Source organism: Klebsiella sp. BIGb0149, from assembly GCF_004362605.1.
Lineage (GTDB): Bacteria > Pseudomonadota > Gammaproteobacteria > Enterobacterales > Enterobacteriaceae > Klebsiella > Klebsiella terrigena.
In genome coordinates, this window is the sequence record NZ_SNYG01000013.1 from 16,403 (window position 1) to 40,779 (window position 24,377).

Consider the following 24,377-nt stretch of genomic DNA (forward strand, 5'->3'; position numbering starts at 1 on the left):
AGATTTAGCGCATTTCCCATACGGTTCAACGCGGCTGAGAACCCTCGCCCGACATCGATGAGGCGGAAGGTTCGGATGAAAAACCGTTATTTTCCGATAGGTTATCATCATCATCCAGCCGGTATTCATCGTCCTGGGCGGTTGCCTGTTCGACTAAGTCCGGATTAATCCCGCGCTTAACCTCCACCCCGAGGCCGCGAAAGGCTTCAGCCTGCACCAGCAGGTTGCCGCGACCGGAGGCCAGCTTTTTCATCGCCTGGCGGTAATTATCCTGCGCTTTGTCGAGGCTCTGGCCTATTGCGGACATGTCATCGACGAACAGCCGCATCTTGTCGTACAGGCGGCCCGCGCGTTCGGCAATTTTCTGCGCATTGCGGCTCTGATGCTCATAGCGCCAGAGGTTGGCGATAGTGCGTAACGCAACCAGCAGCGTGGTGGGGCTGACCAGCATAATATTGTGCTGCAGCGCTTCGCTGATAAGCTCTGGCTGGCGGTCTATCGCCAGCAGAAATGCGGGCTCAACGGGGATAAACATCAGAACGTAGTCGAGCGATCGCAGCCCCGGCAGCTGCTGGTAGTCTTTCCTGCCAAGCAGGCGGATATGGCTGCGCACCGAGGCAATATGCTCCTGCAGCGCCGCCTCGCGGGCGTAATCATCTTCGGCGTTGAAGTAGCGCTCATAGGCCACCAGCGTCATTTTGGCATCAATGACCACGTCTTTTCCCTGCGGCAAACGGACGATCACGTCCGGCTGCATCCGCGAGCGGCTTTCCGTTTCGATGCTGACCTGGGTCTGGTACTCGTAGCCTTCCCGCAGCCCGGAAGCCTCCAGCACGCGGGTTAATACCACTTCCCCCCAGTTGCCCTGGGTTTTGTTATCGCCCTTAAGCGCGCGGGTCAGGTTGAGAGCCTCCTGCGCCATTCGGGTATTGAGCTGCTGTAAATTGCGGATTTCATGGGCCAGGGTGTGACGCTCTCGCGCCTCCTGACCGAAGCTATCCTGTACCTGGCGACGAAAGCCGTCCAGCTGTTCACGCAGCGGCGTCAGCAGGCCGTGCAGGCTTTGTCGGTTCTGCTCATCAACCCGCCGGTTGCTGTGCTCGAAAATGCGGTTAGCCAGATTTTCAAACTGCTCGCTGAGGCGCTGCTCGCTGTTCATCATCTGGCGAACTTTCTCTTCCGCATGTAGCCGGGTAGATTCAAGGCGGGTGGTGACTTCACGGAGGTCGGCCTCCAGCGAACTATTGATATCGCGCAGGCTGCGCAGCTCATTATTCAGCAGCTCGCACTCATCGCGCCAGTGGGCCGCCTGCACCACCTGCTGGCGGGCCGAGCTGAGCTCAATATCCAGCTCGCGCCGCTCTTCGATGAGGTCGGCACGCGTCCGATCGGCAGCGGCCTTCGTCGCCAGCCAGCCGACGACCAGCCCTACGACCAGCGCCGCGATGGCACTTATAATAATTGAGATATCCACAACGCCCCCTGCTACTGCAACCGCCTACGGCACAAAAATAGAATTGTGCTGTACAAACGTCCAGTTTAAAAGGAATTTCCTGCGAGGCGCAGCGCAAAAAAGAGAGGCCGGGCGAGCCGGCCTTCGCGATAAGGGGAGGAACTACAGCAGACGGCGGGCCGCTTCAACGACAATTTTCACCGCATGGCTTTCGGTTTGCTTCATGGTTTCGGCGTTAGGAATTTCCTGCTGGGTACGGTTAACGATAACCCCGGCAACCATCCCGGCGCGCAGGCCCTGGCTGGAGCACATGGTCAGCAGCGTGGCGGATTCCATTTCGTAGTTCATGACGCCCATCGCCTGCCACTCTGCCATCGAGCCTTTAAAACGGCTCACCACGCGACCGGAAACGGTGTCATAGCGCTCCTGGCCCGGATAGAAGGTGTCAGAAGAGGCGGTTACGCCGATATGGGTCGTTGCGCCGATTGATTTAGCCGCTTCCACCAGCGCGGTGGTGCAGGCAAAGTCAGCGACGGCCGGATATTCCATTGGCGCAAAGTGCAGGCTCGCGCCGTCGAGGCGCACGGATGCCGTGGTCACCAGAACGTCGCCAACGTTGATATTCGGCTGGATCGCGCCGGTGGTGCCGATACGCAGGAAGGTATTGATTCCCAGCTGAGCCAGTTCTTCAACGGCAATCGACGTCGACGGGCCGCCGATACCGGTAGAGCATACGATCACCGGCTTGCCGTCAAGCTCGGCGCGCCAGGAGGTAAATTCGCGGTGCGATGCCAGCTTGACCGGCTTATCCATCAGCGCGGCGATCTTTTCCACACGCTCCGGATCGCCAGGGACGATAGCCAGCGTAGCCCCTTGTAAATCATTTTTGGTGAGGCCGAGATGAAAAACATCAGACTTAGACATAAAAAACTCCTCTGTGGGTCGAATTATCAGCAGAAGCAAAACGGTACTTTACAGAAGCCATCCGCTTAATTTTGTGACACCAATCACCATGAATGAAAATCATTGCAACAATATTCCATTAAATAGTGAGTTACGTCACATTAACAAGTTATATTCGCCGTGCCTGAACAAAAGATAGCCTGTTTCGGGCACTGTGGTTTGTTAACGTCCGGTCTTAAGAGTCTATAGTTATCGATGCGCTAATAAATTAAGGGTACGGAGAATACCATGACCACAACCAAGCAACCCGGCTTTGCACCTGCAGCCACCCCGCACGCTTCTACCGCCGTTTATACGCCGGAAGAGAGCATTACCGCTGGAGAAACCTCGATCCCTTCTCAGGGCGAGAACATGCCGGCGTACCATGCCCGGCCGAAAAATAGCGATGGCCCGCTTCCGGTGGTGATCGTGGTGCAGGAAATTTTCGGCGTCCATGAGCACATCCGCGACGTCTGCCGTCGTCTGGCGCTGGAAGGCTATCTGGCGATCGCTCCAGAGCTGTACTTTCGCCAGGGCGATCCAAACGAGTACACCGATATCCCGACGCTATTCCAGGAGCTGGTCAGCAAAGTCCCGGACTCGCAGGTGCTGGCAGACCTTGACCACGTCGCCAGCTGGGCGGGACGTCACGGGGGCGATGCTCATCGCCTGCTGATCACCGGTTTCTGCTGGGGTGGACGTATTACCTGGCTCTATGCCGCGCATAACCCGCAGCTGAAGGCCGCCGTCGCCTGGTACGGCAAGCTGGTCGGGCAGAAAACGCTGAACTCCGCAAAGCATCCGGTGGACGTCGCCGTCGATCTTAATGCTCCGGTGCTGGGACTCTACGGCGCGAAGGATGACAGCATCCCGCAGGATACGGTAGAAACCATGCGCCAGGCGCTGCGCGCCGCCAACGCGACGGCAGAGATCGTGGTCTACCCGCAGGCCGGCCACGCGTTTAATGCCGACTATCGTGCCAGCTACCATGAAGAGTCGGCGCAGGATGGCTGGCAGCGCATGCTGGCGTGGTTTGCTCAGTATGGCGGGGGAAAGAAGGCTTAAATTTGCGCTCCCGATGAATATAAAAGAGGAGGCATCCGCCTCCTCTTTTTATTACCGCACGATCAATTTATTACCGCACGATCAATTTCTGCGTTACCGCTGATTTTTACCGCGGCGGCTCTTTATGCGGATTCACGCAGGTTCTGCGCGGCTTTCACCATGTTCGCCAGCGCCGCACGGGTTTCCGGCCAGCCGCGAGTTTTCAGTCCGCAGTCCGGGTTAACCCACAGACGCTCCGCCGGTATGCGCTGAGCGGCTTTCTCCAGCAGGGCTTCAATCCACTCCACGCTCGGGACGTTAGGCGAATGGATGTCATACACGCCCGGCCCGATTTCGTTCGGATATTCGAACTCCTCGAACGACTCCAGCAGCTCCATGTCGGAACGCGAGGTCTCAATGGTAATCACGTCCGCATCCAGCGCCGCAATAGAATCCATGATGTCATTGAACTCGCAATAGCACATATGGGTATGGATCTGGGTATCATCCTGCGCCACGGCGGCGTTGATACGGAAGGCTTCCACGCCCCACTGCAGGTATGCATCCCAGTCGCTCCGCTTCAGGGGCAGGCCTTCTCGCAGCGCCGGTTCATCAATCTGGATGATACCGATACCGGCCGCTTCCAGATCCGCCACTTCGTCACGCAGCGCCAGCGCAATCTGCTTCGCGATGGTTTCGCGGCTGACGTCTTCGCGGGGGAATGACCAGCACAGAATCGTCACCGGGCCGGTCAGCATGCCTTTCACCGGCTTGTCGGTAAGAGACTGCGCGTATTTCGCCCACTCAACGGTGATGGCTTCCGGGCGGCTGACGTCGCCGATCACCACCGGCGGCTTGACGCAGCGCGAACCGTAGCTCTGCACCCAGCCGTTTTGCGTAAAGATAAAGCCGTCGAGGTGCTCACCGAAATACTCCACCATGTCGTTACGCTCGGCTTCGCCGTGCACCAGCACGTCGAGGCCTAAGCGCTCCTGTTCAACGATCGCCTGCTTAATGTGCTCCGCGATGCCGGTACGGTAGTTATTAGCGTCGAGATTGCCTTTCTTGAAGTCCAGACGCAGGCCGCGAATTTCGGTGGTCTGCGGGAAAGAGCCGATGGTCGTGGTCGGCCACGCCGGCAGGTTAAAGCGGGCGCGCTGGGCCTGGGCACGCTCCGCGTACGGGCTGTTGCGCTGGCTGTCCCGGGCGGTAATGGCCGCCAGACGTTTTTCCACCGCGGCGTTGTGTACGCGGGTTGAGTGACGGCGGGCCTGAATCGGCGCACTCCACGCCTCAATGGCGGCGGTATCGCCGCTGTTCAGCGCATCGCGCAGCAGCGCCAGCTCGGCGCATTTTTGCAGAGCGAAGGCAAACCAGCTTTTCACTTCCGCATCCAGGCGGGTTTCCACGCTCAGATCGATCGGGCTGTGCAGCAGGGAGCAGGAGGAGGCGACCCACAGCTGACGTTTGCCGACGATCTCTTTAATTTGCGCATATTTCTCGGTGAGATCTGCGCGCCAGACGTTACGACCGTTGACCAGGCCCGCGGAGAGCAGCCAGCCTGACGGCAGGCGCGCATGCAGCCCGGCAATATCATCTTTACCGTGAACCAGGTCAACGTGCAGACCCTGTACCGGCAGCGCGACGATGGTATCGAGGTTGGCGCTCACCCCTTCAAAATAGGTAGTCAGCAGCAGCTTAACCTGGCCCTGCAGCGCGTCGTATGCCGGCTTAAAGGCATCCAGCCACGCCTGCGGCAGCTCCAGCACCAGCGCCGGCTCATCAATCTGCACCCACTCAACGCCGCGTTTTGCCAGCTCAGCCAGCACCTGCTGATAGACCGGGAGAATGTCATTCAGCAGCTCCAGGCGATCGAACTGCTCGCCTTTCACTTTACCCAGCCACAGATAAGTAACCGGGCCAAGCAGCACGGGCTTCACCTTATGGCCCAGCGCCAGCGCTTCGTCAACTTCGTCCAGCAGCTGGGTCCAGGTCAGTTTGAACGCCTGACCTTTCACAAACTCCGGCACCATGTAGTGATAGTTGGTGTTAAACCATTTGGTCATTTCCGCCGCTGCCGCCGGTTCACCGGTCGGCGCACGGCCGCGGCCAATGCGGAACAGCGTATCGATATCGACGGAGCCGTCTTTGTTCTGATGACGAGCCGGCACGTTGCCCAGAAGCAGGCTGGTGGTCAGAACATGGTCGTACCAGGCGAAATCGCCCACCGGCAGCAGATCGATACCCGCCTGCTTTTGCTGATCCCAGTGGCGGGCGCGCAGCTCACGGCCCGCTGCCAGCAGCTCTTCGCGGGTGGCGTTACCCGCCCAGTAGCTCTCTTGCGCTTTTTTCAGCTCGCGGCGAAGACCAACGCGAGGGAAACCGAGGGTGTGATTGATAATTGTCATTTTTTGAGCCTCATGATGTGCAAATCCTAAGGATTTTAAATTCAGAGAAGGCGGCAAACTTGCTCATCCCCGGGAGCTTACTGAAGTAAGTGACCGGGTGAGGAAGTGCGGCCAACGCACCATAAATTCGAAAGATAAAGGATTTAGACGTCCAGATGTTTACACATCCATAATTGGCGGTTACTGTATATTCCTCAAGCGCAAATTATTCATGCCGAAGTGAAGGACTTTCATGATCGAAATTAAACACCTGAAAACGCTGCTGGCGTTGCGGAATAGCGGTTCACTCGCGGGCGCTGCGGCGGCCCTGCACCAGACCCAATCCGCCCTGTCCCACCAGTTCAGCGATCTGGAACAGCGCCTTGGCTTCCGTCTGTTTGTGCGTAAAAGTCAGCCTTTGCGCTTCACCGCGCAGGGCGAGATTTTGCTGCAGCTGGCACACCAGGTGCTGCCGCAAATCACTCGCGCCCTGCAGGACTGTAACGAGCCGCAGCAAACCCGGCTGCGCATCGCCATTGAGTGCCATAGCTGCATTCAGTGGCTGACACCGGCGCTCGAGAGCTTCCGCGCCAGCTGGCCGCACGTCGAGGTTGATTTCCAGTCCGGGGTGACCTTTGACCCGCAGCCCGCGCTCCAGCAGGGCGAGCTGGATCTGGTGATGACGTCCGATATTCTGCCGCGCAGCGGGCTGCACTATTCGCCGATGTTTGATTTTGAAGTGCGCCTGGTGCTGGCGCCGGATCATCCGCTGGCCTTGAAAACGCGGATTGTGCCGGAAGACCTGGCCGCAGAGCTGCTGCTGATTTACCCGGTGCAACGCAGTCGCCTGGATATCTGGCGCCACTTCCTGCAGCCGGCGGGTATCAGCCCGCAGCTGAAGAGCGTCGATAATACGCTGCTGCTCATTCAGATGGTTGCCGCGCGGATGGGCATCGCGGCGCTGCCGCACTGGGTGGTGGAGAATTTTGAACGCCAGGGTCTGGTGGTCACCAAAACCCTGGGTGAAGGCCTGTGGAGCCGGCTGTACGCCGCCGTGCGCGACGGCGAGCAGCGTCAGCCGGTTACCGAAGCATTTATTCGCTCAGCGCGGAACCACGCTTGCGATCATCTGCCGTTTGTCCGGAGTGCGGAGCGACCCAACGGCGATGGACCCACAGCGAGGCCAGGATCACCAGAGCCCCGATAATAAAGCTCGGCCAGTGGGGCTGTTCCTGCCAGATGGCAAGGTTAACCAGCAGCCCGGCTGGAACATGGACGTTATTCATGATGCCCAGCGTTCCGGCATCCACCTGCGTCGCCCCGTAGTTCCACATGAAGTACCCCAACCCCGAAGCCACCACGCCGAGCCATACCAGGATGCTCCACTGCACCGTGGTCGTCGGCAGCCTGTGCGGGTTGCCCAGCATAAGCCAGGCCGCAACCGCCACCAGCAGCGCCCCCATATAGAACCACGCAAAAGCGTTGTGCTGGGGCATCGGCCGTAGCTCCATCAGGCGTTTGTAGCCCACCATGCCGATGGCAAAGCAGATATTCGACAGCTGAACCAGCAGCAGACCGGTCCAGAAATGATCGCTCACTTTATCGTAGCGAATAATGGCCGCCCCCAGCACCGCCAGCCCGGCGCTGAGCAGGTAGCCCCAGCGCAGCTTACGCCCGCTGATCAGGTCATAAATCAGGGTGATATAGAGCGGCGTAAACACCGTGAACAGCAGGAATTCGGAGACCGTCAGGTAGAGGTAGGCGCGGAACGCCAGCAGATACATAATGCCAAGCTGCATGGCCCCTACCAGCATATACAGCACGATAGTTCGCGGCGACTGTCCGCGGGTGCGCAAAAACGGCAGGAACACCAGCGCCGCCAGCCCAACGCGCATCAGCACCGAAAAGTAGCTATCAACGCTGCCCGCCAGGTACTCGCCGATCAGGCTAAAGGAGAAGGCCCACAGGATGGTGGTAATAATCAGTAGCGCCACAATGAATGTCTCTCAGGAGGAAGAACGCTCATTGTAGCGAAGAGTCAGGTTGACAACTGGAGAATAAATCGCCAGTCGTCAATCTTTATCAGGAGAGATAGAGCCTGCGCAGATAGTGCGGCACCGCGTCGTCAGCGTTGCTGCCAATCACCTCCAGCTCGGGGTGAAGATCTTTCAGGCGCTGGTGCGCATTCAGCATAATGCAGCCCTTGCCCGCCATCGACAGCATCTCTGCATCGTTCATGCCGTCGCCAAAGGCGATGCAGTCCTTCAGGGCGTAGCCCTGCATTTTGGCCACCGCTTCGAGGGCATGACCTTTCGATACGCCGCCCGCCATCACTTCCAGACAGGTCAGCGTTGAGAAGCTGACGTTCACGCGATCGCCCCAGCGGGCGTTGATCGCCTGCTCCAGCGGCAGCAGATGCTGATGATCCTCGCAGGTGAAAAACACCTTGCTGATCCCCTGGGAATCAAGCTCGCCGGGCTCGTACAGCTTGTAGTTAAACACCGCCTCTTTGAAAAAGCGCATCTCTTCCGGGCGGTGGCGGTTCATGTACCATTCGTCGTCGCGATAGACGTTGGTGACGACCAGCGGATCGCTGCGCATCATCTCAAACAGATCGCTGGCAATATCGCGATCGAGGTTATGGGCGAATATCTGATTGCCTTCGCTATCGTGCACGCGCGCGCCGTTGGAGGTGATCATGTAGGACTTAATGCCGAGATTATCGCGAATCTGCCCGACGTCGATGTAATGACGGCCGGTGGCAAAAACAAAGTTGATGCCGCGAGCGGTCAGCAGCTGCAGCGTCTCTTTCGCGTAGGGGGTTAGGTAGTGATCGGGAGAAAGCAGCGTGCCATCTAAGTCAGACGCAACAACCTGGTACATAAAAATTTTAACCTCTAAGCAGGGCGACGAGCGTTTTCGTCGGATTAAGAGCCTATCCCATCAGGCTATTTTATTTGCCATTTCGGACCCGGGCAGCGCTCACCATCCTCACGTACGACCTGTACGTTGCGGTGGTTCCGCGCTGTCCGTGCCCCACAGGCTGCAACAATCTACACCTGCCGGGAAAGGCTCTAATTGTGTCGAGTGAAAAAATCGACGATGGCATTTAGCGCGACTGAGCGCATGGCGTCCTTTTCAAAAAGGATCTCATGGTATGCCCCTTCTATGACAAGCGGCTTATTACCTTCGCAGGGGTGGCCCGCCGCAGCTCGCAGCTCGCAGTAGCGCTCGTGCATACGGTTGTCGACCACGCGTTCTTCTTCAGCCTGCAACAACAGCGTGGGGGTAATATCTTTTTCTACGCCAGCCAGCGCCTCTTCGCCCGCGAGGATCCCCTCGCGCACCCAGTGGTACGTTGGCCCGCCCACCCGCAGCTGGGGTTCGTCCGCATAGAAGCGCAGGTTGCGCCGGTAGCGCTGGCGGCTATGCGTCAGAACGTTGACCGAGAAGGGCAGCGCCCGCCAGCGGCCGGTGCCAATGGCGTACTCTTCCCGAATGCGCTGATAGCCCTCAGCCCAGTCGAGAATATGGCGCACCATCCAGTCCGGAAGACGCATAACGATCCCGAACATCGGCGCGCACAGCGCGATGGCATCACAATGCTGCTGGTGGCGTTGCAAAAATAAGGTCGCGATTGCACCGCCCATTGAGTGAGCCAGTATAAAGCGTTTTCGCCAGTGGCCTGGCGCAACTTCCTGCTGCCAAAGCGCAGCGAGATCGTCAACGTAATCGCTAAAGTTGACGACGTGACCACGGTGGCTGTCGGTTAATATGCGCCCCGATCGCCCCTGTCCGCGGTGATCGATAATCATCACATCGAAACCGCTGTGGAACAGATCGTAGGCCAGCTCGGCGTACTTCACGTAGCTTTCGATACGCCCAGGGCAGATAACCACCACCCGGTCGTGTTGTTTGGCGCAGAAGCGTACAAAGCGGACCGGGATGCTGTCCACGCCCGTAAATTCCGCTTCTTCCCGCTGTCGCCAGAAATCGGTCAGAGGCCCCATAGTGAAAGCCGCAAACGCGTTTTCTCGTGTGTCCCAATCCTTTTGCTGCCAAAACATCGGGTTTACACCCCTGTTAACCGCCAGAAATCGTTTTTTTACCGTGTATCACACAAGGCTTACACAATAGCGTATTGTGGCATAAAAACAGACAATCAGGGAGTTTCTCATGACGTTCGAGTGGTGGTTCGCCTATCTGCTGACATCGATTATTCTCAGCCTGTCCCCGGGCTCAGGGGCGATTAATACCATGACCACCTCAATCAACCACGGCTACCGCGGGGCAACGGCCTCGATTGCCGGCCTGCAGACCGGGCTGGCGATTCACATCGTTCTGGTCGGTATTGGCCTGGGAACGCTGTTTTCCCGCTCGCTGCTGGCCTTTGAAGTGCTGAAATGGGCGGGTGCGGCCTATCTTATCTGGCTGGGCATTCAGCAGTGGCGGGCCGCGGGGGCAATCAATTTGACGACCCTCGCCAAAGCGCAAACCCAGGGGAAATTATACCAGCGGGCGGTTTTCGTTAATCTGACCAACCCAAAGAGCATCGTGTTCCTGGCGGCCCTGTTCCCGCAGTTTATCGTGCCGCATCAGCCCCAGGTGATGCAGTATCTCGTTCTGGGGGTCACCACCATTGTGGTCGATATCATCGTGATGATTGGCTATGCCACGCTGGCGCAGCGCATTGCGGTATGGATTAAGGGGCCAAAGCAGATGACGGCGTTGAACAAGATCTTTGGATCGCTGTTTATGCTGGTTGGCGCGCTGCTGGCTTCGGCACGCCACGCCTGAGGTGAATAACTCCGCCAGGCGCAGCCTGGCGGGTCTTCGGACTTAGCGTGAAATAATCAGATGAATGCCAAAACCGGTGAACAGCGCGCCGGCCACGCCGTCAATCCACTTCGCCATCCGCTGGTAGCCGCGGCGCATCGCCGGCAGCGCAAACAGGCTGGCCACGACCGCAAACCACGCCAGCGTTTCCAGGACGATCAGCAGGAAAATACCCCAGCGCTCGCCTGCCCCGACGTTATCGCCAACAAACAGCGAGAAAACCGAGCCAAAATAGATAATCGCTTTCGGGTTAGCCAAGTTGGTGAGCAGCCCTTTGAGGAAACTGCGCCCGCTGCGGGCCAGTTCAACCTGCGGCTCCGCGGCGGGCGCCTCGCTTTTTTTCAGCGCGCCGCGCAGCATCTGATAGCCCATCCAGCACAGATAGAGCCCGCCGCCGACCATAATAATAGTGTGCAGCCAGGCCATTTTTTCAATGATCAGGTGCAGGCCGAGCAGCGCTACGCCCGCCCAAACCATCACCCCGCAGGTGATCCCGAGTACGCCCATCATCGCCTCTTTGCGCGAGCGGCTGACGGCGGTTTGTGAAACGAAGAAGAAGTCCGGGCCCGGACTCATCAGCGCGATGATGTGCACCAGCGCGACGGTAAGGAAAAGCATCAGCATAGTTAACCCACTGGAATGGAGTGATCAAGATGCGTCAGGGTGACAAATGAGGACATTCCCAGGCGCGAAAAACAGCCGGCGACGAGGGTGAGTGAGCGCAGTCAACGCAGAGCAGCTTGAAGGATGAAGAGGATATCCTGACACCTTTTCGCCCGCCTGACTACTCCTCTTCACCATCAATATGCGCGCGGATCAGCGCCATAAACTCTTTGCCGAAGCGCTCCAGCTTGCGCGTACCGACGCCGTTGACGCTGAGCATCTCGCCGGCGGTAATCGGCGATTGCTCGGCCATTTCGATCAGCGTCGCATCGTTAAACACGACGTAGGGCGGGATATTCTCTTCGTCGGCAATGGCTTTACGCAGCTTGCGCAGCTTGGCAAACAGCTTGCGATCGTAGTTGCCGCCGAATGATTTTTGCATCGCTTTTGGCTTCAGCGCCACGATCCGCGGCACCGCCAGCTGTAGCGGAACTTCGCCGCGCAGTACCGGGCGAGCGGCTTCGGTGAGCTGCAGCGCCGAGTGCTGGGCGATATTCTGCGTCACCAGCCCGAGGTGGATCAGCTGGCGAATCACGCTCACCCAGTGCTCGTGGCTCTGATCGCGACCAATACCGTAAACCGGCAGCTTATCGTGGGCCATATCGCGAATACGCTGGTTATTGGCGCCGCGCAGAACCTCCACGACGTAGCCCATCCCGAACCGCTGGTTGACGCGATAAATCGTCGACAGCGCCTTACGCGCATCCATTAAGGCATCGTACTGCTTCGGCGGGTCAAGGCAGATATCGCAGTTGCCGCACGGCTCCTGACGCCCTTCGCCAAAATAGTTCAGCAGCACCAGGCGGCGGCAGGTCTGCGCCTCGGCAAAGGCCCCCATGGCGTTCAGCTTATGGCGTTCAATATCCAGCAGCGGCCCGGCGGGCTTCTCCTCAAGGCAGCGGCGCAGCCACGCCATATCGGCCGGATCGTAAAACAGCATTGCCTCCGCCGGCAGGCCATCGCGCCCGGCGCGGCCGGTTTCCTGATAGTAGGACTCAATGTTACGGGGAATATCAAAGTGCACCACAAAGCGGACGTTCGGCTTATTGATACCCATTCCGAAGGCCACCGTCGCCACCACGATTTGTAGGTCATCGCGCTGGAACTTCTCCTGCACATCGGCACGAACCTGATGCTCCAGCCCGGCGTGGTAGGCTGCCGCGCTGACGCCGCGGCTTTGCAGGCGCGCGGCGGTATCTTCTACTTTCGAGCGGCTGTTGCAGTAAATAATGCCCGACTTGCCCCGCTGGTCCTGCACGTAACGCATCAGCTGGTCCAGGGGCTTAAATTTTTCCATCAGCATATAGCGGATGTTGGGGCGATCGAAGCTGCTGACCTGAATCAGCGGGTCGTTCAGCCCCAGCAGGCGAACGATATCGCGACGGGTGGTGTCATCGGCGGTGGCGGTCAGCGCCATAAACGGGATTTGCGGCATCCGCTGACGCAGCTGCCCCAGGGCGGCGTATTCCGGACGGAAATCATGCCCCCACTGGGAAATGCAGTGCGCCTCATCCACCGCCAGCATCGACAAATTCCAGTGGCTGAGATGCTCGAGGAAATTATCCAGCATCAGGCGTTCAGGGGCGATATAGAGCAGGCGAATCTGTCCGCTGCGGCAGCCGGCCATCACTTCCTGCTGCTGCTCGCGGCTCTGGGTTGAGTTCAGGCAGGCCGCCGACACGCCGTTCGCCAGCAGCTGATCGACCTGATCTTTCATCAGCGAGATCAGCGGCGATACCACCACCGTCAGGCCGCCCAGCACCAGCGCCGGCACCTGATAGCACAGCGATTTGCCGCCGCCGGTTGGCATCACGACCAGGCAATCACGCCCTTCCAGCGCCGTGTCGATAATGGTTTCCTGACCCGGGCGGAACTGCTGGTAGCCGAAGGTTTCCTGTAAAACCTGCTTTGCCAGCAACGTTTGATTCAATACTTCCGCCTGTGCCACATTGACCCCGTCTGCCTGAAAAGAAAAACAGGCGCTATTTTCAGCGCCCGTGAGCCAGAGTGCAACGATTAAAACAGATCGTTGAGCGTCACGCCGACGCCGACGCGCGTCTGGTTAAAGTTATAGTCGATGAGCGACTCGCCATAGCCGCTGTAGACCTGAGTATAAAACCGCACGTGGCGGGTAATCGGATAGCTAACGCCAACCTCTGCGCCGCCGTAGCCGGTATTCCAGTTATATTGCCCCTGCGCGCTGAGTATGGCATCGCCTAGCTGATAGCCAACTTTCAGCCGGTAATAGCCCATATATTTGGTGATGTCCGGATTATCATCGGTGCTGCCGATAACGTACCAGGGCTTCACTTCCACCAGCCAGTTGCCGTTTTGCGCCATCAAGCGGGTATACAGGCGATTCCAGCTGCGGGAGGTGGGATCGGAGCGGCCGTTGGAGTCGTGGTTATAGCCTACCTCAATATCGCGCAGCGTCCAGCCGGCGAGCCGATAATCCGTCGCAAAGCCGAGGAACAGCTGCGGCTCATAGTTCGTTTCGCGAAATGGCGCAGACTCCTTGCTGTTTGAGAGCTGCCACCAGGATTTCTGCGTATAGGAGGCACCGAGCAGCGAATTATCGCCGAGGATCCCCCGCCACAGCGGGAAGGCGAGGCTGAGCTGGAATTTCACCTCATCCTTGCGGGCATTTTCGGCCCAGTCATAGCTGGAGATCGCTTCCTTGTTGATATCGCTGCTCCACGTATAGAGCAAGTAGTTGCTCTCATAGGGATAGAGCAGGAACGGATTATCATGATCCTGCAGCAGGTTAGCGATAATGCTGCCGCGCACCGCGGGCGTATCGTGGACCTGATGATTAATCGGCACGTCCTGCGCCAAAACGCCGGCCGGGAGCGCAAACAGCGCCAGCAGCCAGGCCAAAGAGATACGCATTACTGTTCTCCTGAAAGAGTGATTTTTATTTCTATTTTACACCGGGCTCATTTTACCTGTTTATGGACTCCCTGCTCGGTTATCCGTTCCGAAAGTGGAAATCAATATTTTAGAGGCATAAAATCAACATCTCATTAACGAATGGATACGCCTGCTATGTCTGAACTCACTTCCGAAGCCGCCCTAAAGCTGGTGGGCGAAATTTTTGTCAACCATATGCCGTTTAACCGCGCCTTAGGGCTGAAGCTGGAGCGTTACGAAAAAGAGTTCGCCCAGCTGAGCTTTAAAAACCAGCCTATGATGGTCGGCAACTGGGCGCAAAGCATTCTGCACGGCGGCGTGATCGCCTCGGCGCTGGACGTTGCCGCCGGCCTGGTGTGCGTCGGCAGTACGCTGACCCGCCATGAGACCATCAACGAAGAAGAGCTGCGCCAGCGCCTGTCGCGTATGGGCACCATCGATCTGCGCGTCGACTACCTGCGACCGGGCCGCGGAGAGCACTTCACCGCCACCAGCAGCCTGCTGCGCGCCGGGAATAAAGTGGCGGTCGCCCGCGTAGAATTACATAACGAAGATCAGGTTTATATCGCCAGCGCCACGGCGACGTATATGGTGGGTTGATCGGCGTAAATCGAGTAACATCGCTGTTTTGGCGTAACGGATTTTACCGATGGATGCAAAACAAACGCGGCTTGGCGTTATTCTGGCTCTTGCCGCCTATTTTATCTGGGGTATTGCACCCGCATATTTCAAGCTTATCTACTACGTTCCCGCAGATGAAATTCTGACTCACCGCGTGATCTGGTCCTTCTTCTTTATGCTGGCGCTTATTAGCTTTAGCCGCCAGTGGCCGCAGGTTAAAAAGCTGCTGCAGACGCCGAAAAAGGTGCTCCTGCTGGCGCTGTCGGCGGTGCTGATTGGCGGCAACTGGCTGCTTTTCATCTGGTCGGTGAATAACCACCATATGCTGGAGGCCAGCCTCGGCTACTTTATTAACCCGCTGGTCAACATTGTGCTGGGGATGCTTTTCCTCGGCGAGCGTTTTCGCCGCATGCAGTGGCTGGCGGTATTGCTGGCGCTCTGCGGGGTGCTGGTGCAGCTATGGACCTTTGGTTCGCTGCCGGTAATTGGCCTCGGACTGGCGTTTAGCTTTGCCTTCTACGGGCTGGTGCGTAAGAAGATTGCCGTTGATGCCCAAACCGGGATGTTGTTTGAAACCCTGTGGCTGCTGCCGGTTGCCGCCCTTTACCTGTTCGGTATTGCCGATAGCCCCACCAGCCATATGGGCCAAAACCCGTGGTCGCTGAACCTACTGCTGATGGCCGCTGGCGTCGTTACCACCATCCCGCTGCTGTGCTTTACCGGCGCGGCCACCCGCCTGCGCCTCTCCACGCTGGGCTTTTTCCAGTACATTGGCCCAACGCTGATGTTCCTGCTGGCGGTGCTGTTTTACGGGGAAGTTCCGGGGGCAGATAAGATGGTCACCTTCGCCTTTATCTGGGTCGCGCTGGCGGTGTTTATCGTCGATGCGCTGTACACCCAGCGCCGGCTGCGTCGGGCTTAGCGCCGTCGCGTCCGCCTCACGCGCCGGCCTCTCATCCGCAGAGGCCGGCGCGTTATTTTTACTGCTCGGTGAGCTCCAGCTCGGCAATCAGGGGTAAATGATCGCTGGCGGATGACCAGGCAAAGGCCGGCGAGTTATGCGGCACCTCGATTTTTTTCACATTCCATTTTTGCCCCTTGAAGGTAAAAATATGGTCAATATCTATTGCCGGGTTAACCGCGGGCCAGGTGCGGTAATCCGTCCCCTGCTTCACCACGGGGTTAAAGAAATAACCCACCTCTTTTAACGGCTGCTCATCGTGCGTGGAGTTAAAATCACCCGCGAGAATTTTGATCGATGAGGCGATATCTTTAAAGTCCGACGGGGCATCGCCGATGCTCACGTCCAGAAGATGGCGAACCTGCTCCACGCGCATCGTCGGATCCTTCTGCCAGTCGAGATGGGTCACCATCACCAGCACCGGGCTGTCAAAGCCGGGAACGGCGATTTGCGCCAGCAGCGCGATTCGCTGCTCGGCATCCCCCGACGGCAGCTTAATCACCTGGGTGTGGTCGATTTTATATTTGGACAGAATACCGAGACCATACTCACCGCCGTCGAAATCCAGCGCCTTGCCGAAGGCGTAGTGATAGTGGTTGGCGTCCGCAATAGTTTTTAGCTGATCGATTTTCTGGCTTCTGGCGGTTTTATTATCGACTTCCGGAACCGCAATAATATCGGCGCCGATGTTCTTAATCGCTAAATTGAGTGCAGTAAAATCCGCCACGTTATCGGACGCTTCATTCTTGCCGATGTTATAGGTCGCAATCTTCAGCTGAGGATAATTCTCGGCGTAGACTTTATCCGCAACGCCGCCTTTTTGAACCGCAAGAATTTCATTACCAGCAAGTTTTTCAACAGCTTGTGCATTAACGGAGAGGCAGGCAAGCGCTAGGAAGGGGAGTGTAAAGATACTTTTCATTATAAAATTTCACCTTTTTTTATCGGGAATATTGCGATGGTAACAATTATCCCTCAGCCTTTATGTGACTTATGGCCCACACTTCTGATGCGTAGAGAATTAAGTCACTCGCGATAATCAAAGCCTGTTTCCGTTCTCCGGCGCGGCGGCCGACATAAAGGCGAAAAAAAACCGGCCACCTTATAAGGCGGCCGGCTTTGATATAATTTATTGTTTTAAAGCCAGTTTTTACGCTTAAAGTAGAGATATGGCGCCAGGCCGGCCAGCATCATAAAGACGATCGCCCCCGGATAGCCAAAGCTCCAGTGCAGCTCGGGCATAAACTCAAAGTTCATCCCATAGCTCGACGCCACCAGGGTTGGCGGCAGGAAGACCACGGAGACCACCGAGAAGATCTTGATGATGCGGTTCTGCTCGATGTTGATAAAGCCCATCGCCGCCTGCATAAGGAAGTTCACCTTCTGGAACAGCGATTCGTTATGCGGCAGCAGCGATTCGATATCTCGCAGGATCTCGCGCGCCTGCTCCAGCTGGCCCGCCGGCAGGCGCGCCTTACGCACGAGGAAGTTCAGCGCCCGCTGGGTATCCATCAGGCACAGGCGCACCTTCCAGCCGATATCTTCCTGTTCCGCCAGGGTAGAGAGCGCGTCATCGTACTCGTCGCCCTGCCGACCTTCCATAATCACCCGGCTCAGCTTTTCCAGGTCGCTGTAGATATTTTCAATCTCATCCGCCAGCTGTTCGATTTTTGTTTCGAACAGATCGAGCAGCAGCTCATAGGCATTACCATCAACCATAGACTGGTTGCGCACGCGCATGCGGTAGAGACGGAATGCGGGCAGCTCACGCTCGCGCAGGGTAAAAAGGCGCCCTTCGCGGATGGTAAACGCCACCGTGGAGTTGCCGGCGTGATCCTCTGCATCTTCAAAGAAGAAAAATGAGTGAATGTGTAAACCGTCTTCATCTTCGAAGAAACGCGCCGACGCTTCGATATCTTCCAGCTCCGGACGGGTTGCCAGGTTCTGACCCAGTTCCGTCTGCACGCGGCTACGTTCTTCATCGTCAGGCTCGACCAGATCGACCCACACCGAGCTGGCAAGGTGCTTGATCTCGTCGGCTTCGAGGCGCGTCAGACGATTATTTTCCAGTTGAAATGCGCTCAGCATGACCGGGACTCCCAATGCAAAAAAATTATCGGACAGTTCGGTGGGCACACAGAAACAAAAGGGGTTTCAGACCATTAAGCCTGACTCAGAGCGACGGGTATGACGGGTCGCTGACAACCGCTAAGGCTATCAGCATAAGAGGATAGCCTTAGGAGTTGTTCCTGACGGACAGGAAGTTGAGCCAGCATCTACTGGGTGTGTCCAAGGCGAATGTCCTCTTAGCGTAATCGTGCGCGCATGTTACGCCAGCGCAAAAACGGCGTCAACACGCAACGAAACGCTAAAGAGCAAATCCTGCCCTTTAGCATATAAGGCTAGCAGATTATTACAAAAAAACGATACTTTTCTTACTGTTACACTGTTTCCAGCCGCGCATAGGCCGCCACCAGCCATTTGATGCCCTGACCCTGGAAAGCCACCTGCAGACGGCTATGCTCGCCGCTACCTTCCAGATTGACGATGGTGCCTTCACCGAATTTCGGATGGCGCACGCGCTGGCCCAGTTTGTAGCCGGTATCGTTCTCCGCCATCGGCGTACCCATCCGCTGATGGCTCACCGGACGGCTCACCGTGGCGCGCAGGCGCACCTCTTCCACGCACGTCTCCGGCAGCTCGCCGATGAAGCGCGACGGACGATGGTAAACCTCTTTGCCGTACAGGCGACGGGTTTCGGCGTAGGTCAGGGTGAGCTTCTGCATCGCGCGGGTTACGCCCACGTAGGCAAGGCGCCGCTCCTCTTCCAGGCGCCCGCCCTCGTCGAGCGCCATCTGGCTCGGGAACATCCCCTCCTCCACGCCGACGATAAACACCTGCGGGAACTCCAGACCCTTCGCCGAGTGCAGGGTCATCAGCTGGACCGCATCCTGCCAGGTATCCGCCTGCCCTTCGCCCGCCTCCAGCGCGGCGTGAGAAAGGAACGCCTGCAGCGGCATTAAATCCTCATCTTCGTCGTTGTAGCTGAACTGGCGCGTTGCCGTCACCAGCTCTTCTAAGTTCTCGATACGCGTCTGGCCTTTTTCGCCCTTCTCCTGCTCGTACATGATGCGCAGGCCGGAATCTTTAATCACCCGGTCGGTCTGGACGTGCAGCGGCATATCCGCCGTCTCCTGCGCCAGGGCGTCGATCAGCTCCATAAAGCGCTGCAGGGCGCTGGCGGCGCGGCCCGCGAGGGCTTTATCTTTCAGCAGCTCGCGGCACGCCTGCCACAGCGTCAGCTGGCGGTCGCGCGACGTTTGACGCACCACGTCCAGGGTGCGATCGCCGATGCCGCGGGTCGGCGTATTGACCACGCGCTCGAACGCGGCGTCATCGTTGCGATTGGCAATCAGGCGCAGGTAGGAGAGCGCATCTTTGATCTCCTGGCGTTCGAAGAAGCGCATGCCGCCGTAAATGCGGTATGGCATGCTGGCCTGCAGCAGCGCCTCTTCCATCACGCGCGACTGGGCGTTGCTGCGGTAAAGGATGGCGCACTGCTCCAGCGCCCCGCCGTTTTCCTGCCAGGTTTTAATCCGGTTAACCACGAAACGCGCTTCGTCGAGATCGTTAAAGGCGCAGTACAGGGAGATCGGTTCGCCGTCGGCGCCGTCGGTCCACAGCTTCTTGCCCAGACGTCCGCTGTTATTTTCAATCAGGGCGTTGGCAGCGCTGAGGATATTGTTGGTTGAGCGGTAGTTCTGCTCCAGGCGAATGGTCTCGGCGCCGGGGAAATCGGTCAGGAAGCGCTGGATATTCTCAACCTGTGCGCCGCGCCAGCCGTAGATCGACTGGTCATCATCGCCGACGATCATCACCTTGCCGCTATCGCCCGCCAGCAGGCGGACCCAGGCATACTGAATATTGTTGGTATCCTGGAATTCGTCGACGAGGATATTGGTAAAGCGTTCGCGGTAGTGCTGAAGAATATGCGGCTTGTTGAGCCACAGCTCGTGCGCGCGCAACAGCAGCTCGGCAAAATCCACCAGCCCTGCGCGATCGCAGGCTTCCTGGTAGGCCTGATACACCTTCTGCCAGGTCTGCTCCACCGGATTACCGTAGCTCTGGATATGGTGCGGGCGCAGCCCCTCATCTTTTTGACTGTTGATGTACCACATCGCCTGACGCGGCGGCCACTGCTTCTCATCGAGGTTCATCGCTTTGATCAGACGCTTCAGCAGGCGCAGCTGATCTTCGCTATCGAGGATCTGGAAATCCTGCGGCAGGTTGGCATCAAGATGGTGGGCGCGCAGCAGACGGTGCGCCAGGCCGTGGAAGGTCCCTACCCACATGCCGCCCTGGGTGGTGCCCATCAGCTGGCCGATACGATGGCGCATTTCCGCCGCCGCTTTATTGGTAAAGGTCACCGCCATAATGGAGAACGGCGAACAGTTTTCTACGCTTATCAGCCAGGCAATGCGATGCACCAGTACGCGGGTCTTACCGCTGCCCGCTCCAGCCAGAACCAGCATATTGGTACGCGAGGCCGCGACGGCTTCACGCTGTTTATCATTAAGGCTGTCGAGCAGGTAAGAAACGTCCATTGGCACCGCCGGAAATGAGCCGCCCGGCAGCGCTTCGCCGACCGGGCATACTGTTAATATATACAGAACTAATGGTGATTATATCAGCGAGGTCAGAGATGCCAACCGCGAAATTTCAATGTGCGGCAGCAGCCGGCTGTCGGTGGTGTGCATCAGGTCAGCGCCCTGCGGCTTAATCCAGCAGGCCTGCATGCCGCAGCGGATGGAACCCGCCACGTCGGTGGTCAGGTCATCGCCGACGTGGAGTATCTGCCCCAGCGGCAGCGCCAGGCGCTCCGCCGCCAGATGATACATATCGGCAAACGGCTTAGAACGCCCGTCAGGCCCGGCGCGCAGCACAAAGCGGAAATAGTCGCTCAGGCCGAACAGTTCCGGCTGCGCATTGCCGTTAGTCACCGCCACCAGCGGCCACTTCTCCGCCAGCGCGGCCAGGGTATCGTGGGTTTCCTGCGGTACGTCAATCAGGCTGCGCCAGTGGGCAAAGTTCGCCATCGCCGCATCGGCGCCGTATTCGGCCTGCGCGGCAGAGAGTCCGGCGTTCATCATCCCCAGCACCAGAGCACGCCTTCGCCATTCGGTCACGTCGTGGTAAATATCCGGCTCGGTCTCCAGCAGCGTCTGGCGCAGCTGCTGCAGGTGATGGGCATCGAACTCGCTCAGCGAAGGATGGTAGTTGCGCACGAAGGCCAGCGACTCGTGCAGCGTCCGGTCGATGACCGGGCGGTTGTCATAAAGGGTATCGTCCAGGTCAAACGTCAGGGCTGAAATCTGGCCCAGAGGTCGGTAAAAGCGCATTATTTCCCCCGTTTGGCGCGCGGATGCGCCGCATCGTACACCGAGGCAAGGTGTTGAAAGTCAAGATGGGTATAAATTTGGGTGGTGGAGAGGTTGGCATGGCCCAGCAGCTCCTGCACGCCGCGCAGATCGCCGCTCGATTCCAGCATATGCGTGGCAAAGGAGTGGCGCAGCTTGTGCGGATGAACGTGGCTGTTCAGCCCCTGCTTAATTCCCCACTCGGCAAAACGCTTTTGAACATTGCGCGCGGAGATGCGTTTGCCGAGCTTCGACAAAAACAGCGCGTCGTCATCGGTGCCGAACAGCCCGCGTAGATCCAGCCAGTGCTCGATCCACGCTACCGCGCTGCGGCCAATCGGCAGCCGGCGCTCTTTACTGCCTTTCCCCATCACCCACACCTCTCCTGACTCCAGGTCGAGGTGCTTAATGTCGAGGTTCACCAGCTCAGAAAGACGCAGGCCCGCGCCGTACATCACTTCCAGCATCGCCCGGTCGCGTACCGCCAGCGGATCGTTCAGATCGATATCCAGCAGCCGGTTAACGTCATCAACGTCGATATTTTTCGGTAAATGGCGCGGTATTTTAGGCGCCGAAATCCCCTTTGCCGGGTTCGCGGTCAGCTCGCCCTGCGCCACCAGCCAGTCAAAGAAGCTGCGCAGCGCCGAGAGGCGCAGCGCCAGGCTTGCCGGGCCCAGCCCCTGTTTTCGACTCCGCACCGCCAGCCCGCGCACCTGGGCGGCATCGCACTGCTGCCAGCTTTTTAAGCCAGCGCTTTCAGCAAGCGCGATCAGCGCATCAAGCTGGCGTCGGTAGTTAAGCAACGTAATCGGGCTAAGCTGACGCTCCACGCCAAGATAGCGCAGGAAACGGGCAACGGCGGCAAACAGGGGAGAGTCGGTCATGCGCGTTCAACCCAGCGCTCCAGCAGTCCTGGCAGCATCTGGGCTATTTCCTGCAGCAGCTGCGTGCCCTGTCCCTGCTGATAGTGCTGCGCATCGCGGCTGCTGAACAGCATAACGCCGGGCGCATCATCGCCGCCCAGCAGCGACATCGCCACCGAACCGATGGCTTTCGCTTCCGGCAGCACCACCAGCAGCTCCGGCCCGTTCAGCGGGCCGAGGTAGTGGCGCTCCTGCCTGAGACGCTGAATTCGCACGGGTTCAAAGGCCTGTCGGGTCAGCGCCAGGTGGGTGAATTTTGAGGGCGCGCCGAGCCGCCAGCTGTCGGGGAACAGGCGCACCGTCGCGCCGGCCAGGCCGAGCTCGCGGGCCCAGCGATGAAAGCGATTGAGCATCTCATCGAGGCTGTCTGCCGCCGCCAGCCGCGTCTGCAGATGAAAGAGCCGCTGGAACAGGCTTTCGTTGGCCGTCGCCTGCTCCATCAGCAGCGTCATGTTCTCTTCCAGCACGTTGATATGATTACGCGCGCGGGCCATGTGCCACTCGACCAGCGAAACCGTCCCCCGAACCGGGTGAGGAACCTGCATGTGCTCCACAAGAGCGGCATTACGAATAAAGAATTCAGGATGTTGCAACAGATAGTCCACCACCGCGCGGTCATCCAGCGCGCCGATCGTATCCTGCTGTTCTTCCCCGAGTTGTTTCATAGATGAATAAATCCGTCGTAGACGTGTGCCGCCGGGCCAGTCATAAACAACGGTTGGCCCGGGCCTTTCCAGGCGATATCAAGACGCCCGCCTGGTAATTCCACGCGTACTTCCTCGGCCAGCAGCCCCTGTTGGATACCGACCGCGACCGCCGCGCAGGCGCCGCTGCCGCAGGCCTGGGTCTCGCCCGCGCCGCGTTCATAGACCCGCAGGCGAATGCGATGACGCTCGACTATCTGCATAAAACCGATATTCGCGCGTTCCGGGAAGCGTTCGTGGCTTTCCATCACCGGGCCAAGCGTTTCCACCGCCGCGGTTTCCACGTCATCGACCTGGATGACGCAGTGCGGGTTCCCCATTGAGACCACGCCGCACAATACTGTCTGCTCAGCGACGCGCATAATATAGGTCTTTTCCGCTTTGTTTGCGCGGAACGGAACCTGGGACGGCTCAAAGTTCGGCTCGCCCATATTCACGCGCACCAGATCGTCTTCCGTTACGCTTAATACCATACGACCGTTCGCCGTGCTGACGCGGATATCACGTTTATTGGTCAGGCCTTTCAGACGTACAAACCGCGCAAAGCAGCGCGCGCCGTTGCCGCACTGCGACACTTCGCTGCCGTCAGCGTTAAAGATGCGGTAATGAAAATCCAGATCCGGATCGTAGGGCGGCTCGACAACCAGCAGCTGATCGAAGCCCACGCCAAGATGCCTGTCTGCCAGCCGGCGAATCAGCTCCGGAGAGAAAAAAACGTTCTGTGTTACCGCGTCAACGACCATAAAGTCGTTACCCAGGCCATGCATTTTAGAAAACTGCATCATCTGTACTCTAACTAATTTGCGTTTCAGGAGGACGGCAGGCCGTTCATCCCGGGGAGTATCGTCAGTAGTCTACCTGGGTCGGGCCACCGCTATCGCCGCGATCGTTACGATCCGGCGTCGCGCTCTGGATACCGCTATCGACCGGTTTGGTCGGCGGCGGCGCCGTTTTATCCGCCGGTGGGAAATAGAGCGGCCCCTTCAGACCACAGCCGGTGAGGCTGAAGATCGCCAGCAGAACGGCAAGCGTAGGAAAAACGTTTTTCATTGATAGTTGCCCGTGAGTCATTCTTTCTGCTTTCTATCATCGCAGGAGAAGACGTAAAAGCAAGCGTTTAGCATCCGACTGCGCGCGCTTTTGTTTCGCGCTATACTGCCGCCATCTTCAAAAAAGCAGGGTAGAACCATGAATGACAGTGAATTCCATCGCCTGGCTGACAGCCTGTGGATGACTATCGAAGAGCGCCTGGACGAGTGGGACGGCGATAGCGATATCGATTGTGAAATTAACGGCGGCGTGCTGACCATTAGCTTTGAAAACGGCAGCAAAATCATTATTAACCGTCAGGAACCGCTGCATCAGGTGTGGCTGGCTACCAAGCAGGGCGGCTACCATTTTGACCTCAAAGGCGATGAGTGGATCTGCGATCGCAGCGGCGAAGCCTTCTGGGATCTGCTGGAGCAGGCGGCAACGCATCAGGCAGGCGAAGCGGTAAGCTTCCGTTAAAGCGGGC

At 58.1% G+C, this 24,377-nt stretch carries 24 protein-coding genes; 6 read left to right on the plus strand and 18 right to left on the minus strand.

Annotated elements, in window-relative coordinates; genetic code table 11:
- Positions 1-25 precede the first annotated feature (25 nt).
- Both rmuC and udp read right to left on the minus strand, forming a co-directional pair.
- Positions 26-1,474 (minus strand): DNA recombination protein RmuC, encoded by a 1,449-nt coding sequence (gene rmuC, locus EDF75_RS26240; protein WP_133601409.1) that lies wholly within the window; start codon positions 1,472-1,474, stop codon positions 26-28.
- Positions 1,475-1,615: 141 nt separating this feature from the next.
- Positions 1,616-2,377 (minus strand): uridine phosphorylase, encoded by a 762-nt coding sequence (gene udp / locus EDF75_RS26245; RefSeq protein ID WP_041143515.1) that lies wholly within the window; start codon positions 2,375-2,377, stop codon positions 1,616-1,618.
- Positions 2,378-2,644: 267 nt separating this feature from the next.
- Between udp and EDF75_RS26250 the strand changes: the two genes are divergently transcribed.
- A complete protein-coding gene (locus EDF75_RS26250) occupies positions 2,645-3,460 on the plus strand; it encodes a dienelactone hydrolase family protein (protein WP_123550846.1) in 816 nt (271 codons plus the stop codon).
- A gap of 122 nt (positions 3,461-3,582) precedes the next feature.
- Here EDF75_RS26250 and metE read toward each other — a convergent pair whose 3' ends face one another.
- Positions 3,583-5,847, minus strand: coding sequence for a 5-methyltetrahydropteroyltriglutamate--homocysteine S-methyltransferase (gene metE / locus EDF75_RS26255; RefSeq protein ID WP_133601410.1), 2,265 nt, complete (start codon positions 5,845-5,847; stop codon positions 3,583-3,585).
- A gap of 232 nt (positions 5,848-6,079) precedes the next feature.
- Between metE and metR the strand changes: the two genes are divergently transcribed.
- Positions 6,080-7,033 (plus strand): HTH-type transcriptional regulator MetR, encoded by a 954-nt coding sequence (gene metR, locus EDF75_RS26260; RefSeq protein ID WP_133601411.1) that lies wholly within the window; start codon positions 6,080-6,082, stop codon positions 7,031-7,033.
- Here the strand turns inward: metR and EDF75_RS26265 are convergent.
- From EDF75_RS26265 to pldB, 3 genes are all read right to left on the minus strand, one after another.
- Positions 6,921-7,820 (minus strand): carboxylate/amino acid/amine transporter, encoded by a 900-nt coding sequence (locus EDF75_RS26265; RefSeq protein WP_133601412.1) that lies wholly within the window; start codon positions 7,818-7,820, stop codon positions 6,921-6,923. The genes metR and EDF75_RS26265 overlap by 113 nt on opposite strands.
- Positions 7,821-7,908: 88 nt before the next feature.
- The gene (yigL, locus tag EDF75_RS26270) at positions 7,909-8,709 is read right to left on the minus strand and encodes a sugar/pyridoxal phosphate phosphatase YigL (RefSeq protein WP_045853595.1); all 801 of its coding nucleotides are present in this window, start codon (positions 8,707-8,709) and stop codon (positions 7,909-7,911) included.
- Between the two features lie 191 nt (positions 8,710-8,900).
- Complete coding sequence (gene pldB, locus EDF75_RS26280) at positions 8,901-9,893, minus strand: lysophospholipase L2 (protein ID WP_133601414.1); 993 nt, start codon at positions 9,891-9,893, stop codon at positions 8,901-8,903.
- Positions 9,894-10,002: 109 nt separating this feature from the next.
- Between pldB and rhtB the strand changes: the two genes are divergently transcribed.
- On the plus strand, positions 10,003-10,623 hold the full coding sequence (gene rhtB, locus EDF75_RS26285; RefSeq protein WP_133601415.1) for a homoserine/homoserine lactone efflux protein: 621 nt from the start codon (positions 10,003-10,005) through the stop codon (positions 10,621-10,623).
- Positions 10,624-10,665: 42 nt separating this feature from the next.
- Here the strand turns inward: rhtB and rhtC are convergent, their stop codons facing one another.
- The 3 genes from rhtC to pldA form a co-directional block, all read right to left on the minus strand.
- Positions 10,666-11,286, minus strand: a complete 621-nt coding sequence (gene rhtC, locus EDF75_RS26290) for a threonine export protein RhtC (protein WP_045853598.1) — start codon at positions 11,284-11,286, stop codon at positions 10,666-10,668.
- A 160-nt stretch (positions 11,287-11,446) separates the two neighbouring features.
- Positions 11,447-13,273 (minus strand): ATP-dependent DNA helicase RecQ, encoded by a 1,827-nt coding sequence (recQ, locus tag EDF75_RS26295; RefSeq protein WP_123710424.1) that lies wholly within the window; start codon positions 13,271-13,273, stop codon positions 11,447-11,449.
- A 68-nt stretch (positions 13,274-13,341) separates the two neighbouring features.
- A complete protein-coding gene (gene pldA / locus EDF75_RS26300) occupies positions 13,342-14,214 on the minus strand; it encodes a phospholipase A (RefSeq protein ID WP_133601416.1) in 873 nt (290 codons plus the stop codon).
- Between the two features lie 156 nt (positions 14,215-14,370).
- On the opposite strand from pldA, the gene yigI reads away from it, so the two are divergent.
- Both yigI and rarD read left to right on the plus strand, forming a co-directional pair.
- Positions 14,371-14,835, plus strand: a complete 465-nt coding sequence (gene yigI, locus EDF75_RS26305) for an acyl-CoA thioesterase YigI (protein ID WP_041143499.1) — start codon at positions 14,371-14,373, stop codon at positions 14,833-14,835.
- 49 nt (positions 14,836-14,884) lie between these two features.
- A complete protein-coding gene (gene rarD / locus EDF75_RS26310) occupies positions 14,885-15,778 on the plus strand; it encodes an EamA family transporter RarD (protein WP_133601417.1) in 894 nt (297 codons plus the stop codon).
- A 58-nt stretch (positions 15,779-15,836) separates the two neighbouring features.
- Here the strand turns inward: rarD and EDF75_RS26315 are convergent, their stop codons facing one another.
- From EDF75_RS26315 to lptM, 9 genes are all read right to left on the minus strand, one after another.
- The gene (locus EDF75_RS26315; protein ID WP_133601418.1) at positions 15,837-16,739 is read right to left on the minus strand and encodes an endonuclease/exonuclease/phosphatase family protein; all 903 of its coding nucleotides are present in this window, start codon (positions 16,737-16,739) and stop codon (positions 15,837-15,839) included.
- A gap of 215 nt (positions 16,740-16,954) precedes the next feature.
- The gene (corA, locus tag EDF75_RS26320; protein ID WP_041143496.1) at positions 16,955-17,905 is read right to left on the minus strand and encodes a magnesium/cobalt transporter CorA; all 951 of its coding nucleotides are present in this window, start codon (positions 17,903-17,905) and stop codon (positions 16,955-16,957) included.
- Positions 17,906-18,053: 148 nt separating this feature from the next.
- Positions 18,054-18,110, minus strand: a complete 57-nt coding sequence (gene ysgD / locus EDF75_RS27700) for a YsgD/CorL family protein (RefSeq protein ID WP_350028775.1) — start codon at positions 18,108-18,110, stop codon at positions 18,054-18,056.
- A gap of 148 nt (positions 18,111-18,258) precedes the next feature.
- The gene (gene uvrD / locus EDF75_RS26325; protein ID WP_133601419.1) at positions 18,259-20,421 is read right to left on the minus strand and encodes a DNA helicase II; all 2,163 of its coding nucleotides are present in this window, start codon (positions 20,419-20,421) and stop codon (positions 18,259-18,261) included.
- Positions 20,422-20,499: 78 nt separating this feature from the next.
- The gene (gene yigB / locus EDF75_RS26330; RefSeq protein WP_133601420.1) at positions 20,500-21,216 is read right to left on the minus strand and encodes a 5-amino-6-(5-phospho-D-ribitylamino)uracil phosphatase YigB; all 717 of its coding nucleotides are present in this window, start codon (positions 21,214-21,216) and stop codon (positions 20,500-20,502) included.
- Complete coding sequence (xerC, locus tag EDF75_RS26335; RefSeq protein ID WP_133601421.1) at positions 21,216-22,118, minus strand: tyrosine recombinase XerC; 903 nt, start codon at positions 22,116-22,118, stop codon at positions 21,216-21,218. The genes yigB and xerC overlap by 1 nt, the downstream gene beginning before the upstream one ends.
- Complete coding sequence (locus tag EDF75_RS26340) at positions 22,115-22,822, minus strand: DUF484 domain-containing protein (protein WP_133601422.1); 708 nt, start codon at positions 22,820-22,822, stop codon at positions 22,115-22,117. Before EDF75_RS26340 ends, xerC begins: the two co-directional genes overlap by 4 nt.
- Positions 22,819-23,643 (minus strand): diaminopimelate epimerase, encoded by an 825-nt coding sequence (gene dapF / locus EDF75_RS26345; protein WP_123710446.1) that lies wholly within the window; start codon positions 23,641-23,643, stop codon positions 22,819-22,821. Before dapF ends, EDF75_RS26340 begins: the two co-directional genes overlap by 4 nt.
- Positions 23,644-23,707: 64 nt before the next feature.
- Positions 23,708-23,911, minus strand: coding sequence for an LPS translocon maturation chaperone LptM (gene lptM / locus EDF75_RS26350; RefSeq protein ID WP_041143491.1), 204 nt, complete (start codon positions 23,909-23,911; stop codon positions 23,708-23,710).
- Between the two features lie 138 nt (positions 23,912-24,049).
- On the opposite strand from lptM, the gene cyaY reads away from it, so the two are divergent.
- Complete coding sequence (gene cyaY / locus EDF75_RS26355; protein ID WP_133601423.1) at positions 24,050-24,370, plus strand: iron donor protein CyaY; 321 nt, start codon at positions 24,050-24,052, stop codon at positions 24,368-24,370.
- Positions 24,371-24,377 lie beyond the last annotated feature (7 nt).

Bases quoted from the DNA above. Each gene is read 5' to 3' on its own strand.
- udp (WP_041143515.1), bottom strand. From the start codon at position 2,377: ATGTCTAAGTCTGATGTTTTTCATCTCGGCCTCACCAAAAATGATTTA.
- EDF75_RS26250 (WP_123550846.1), top strand. From the start codon at position 2,645: ATGACCACAACCAAGCAACCCGGCTTTGCACCTGCAGCCACCCCGCAC.
- metE (WP_133601410.1), bottom strand. From the start codon at position 5,847: ATGACAATTATCAATCACACCCTCGGTTTCCCTCGCGTTGGTCTTCGC.
- metR (WP_133601411.1), top strand. From the start codon at position 6,080: ATGATCGAAATTAAACACCTGAAAACGCTGCTGGCGTTGCGGAATAGC.
- yigL (WP_045853595.1), bottom strand. From the start codon at position 8,709: ATGTACCAGGTTGTTGCGTCTGACTTAGATGGCACGCTGCTTTCTCCC.
- pldB (WP_133601414.1), bottom strand. From the start codon at position 9,893: ATGTTTTGGCAGCAAAAGGATTGGGACACACGAGAAAACGCGTTTGCG.
- rhtB (WP_133601415.1), top strand. From the start codon at position 10,003: ATGACGTTCGAGTGGTGGTTCGCCTATCTGCTGACATCGATTATTCTC.
- rhtC (WP_045853598.1), bottom strand. From the start codon at position 11,286: ATGCTGATGCTTTTCCTTACCGTCGCGCTGGTGCACATCATCGCGCTG.
- pldA (WP_133601416.1), bottom strand. From the start codon at position 14,214: ATGCGTATCTCTTTGGCCTGGCTGCTGGCGCTGTTTGCGCTCCCGGCC.
- yigI (WP_041143499.1), top strand. From the start codon at position 14,371: ATGTCTGAACTCACTTCCGAAGCCGCCCTAAAGCTGGTGGGCGAAATT.
- rarD (WP_133601417.1), top strand. From the start codon at position 14,885: ATGGATGCAAAACAAACGCGGCTTGGCGTTATTCTGGCTCTTGCCGCC.
- EDF75_RS26315 (WP_133601418.1), bottom strand. From the start codon at position 16,739: ATGAAAAGTATCTTTACACTCCCCTTCCTAGCGCTTGCCTGCCTCTCC.
- corA (WP_041143496.1), bottom strand. From the start codon at position 17,905: ATGCTGAGCGCATTTCAACTGGAAAATAATCGTCTGACGCGCCTCGAA.
- uvrD (WP_133601419.1), bottom strand. From the start codon at position 20,421: ATGGACGTTTCTTACCTGCTCGACAGCCTTAATGATAAACAGCGTGAA.
- yigB (WP_133601420.1), bottom strand. From the start codon at position 21,216: ATGCGCTTTTACCGACCTCTGGGCCAGATTTCAGCCCTGACGTTTGAC.
- xerC (WP_133601421.1), bottom strand. From the start codon at position 22,118: ATGACCGACTCTCCCCTGTTTGCCGCCGTTGCCCGTTTCCTGCGCTAT.
- EDF75_RS26340 (WP_133601422.1), bottom strand. From the start codon at position 22,822: ATGAAACAACTCGGGGAAGAACAGCAGGATACGATCGGCGCGCTGGAT.
- dapF (WP_123710446.1), bottom strand. From the start codon at position 23,643: ATGCAGTTTTCTAAAATGCATGGCCTGGGTAACGACTTTATGGTCGTT.
- lptM (WP_041143491.1), bottom strand. From the start codon at position 23,911: ATGAAAAACGTTTTTCCTACGCTTGCCGTTCTGCTGGCGATCTTCAGC.
- cyaY (WP_133601423.1), top strand. From the start codon at position 24,050: ATGAATGACAGTGAATTCCATCGCCTGGCTGACAGCCTGTGGATGACT.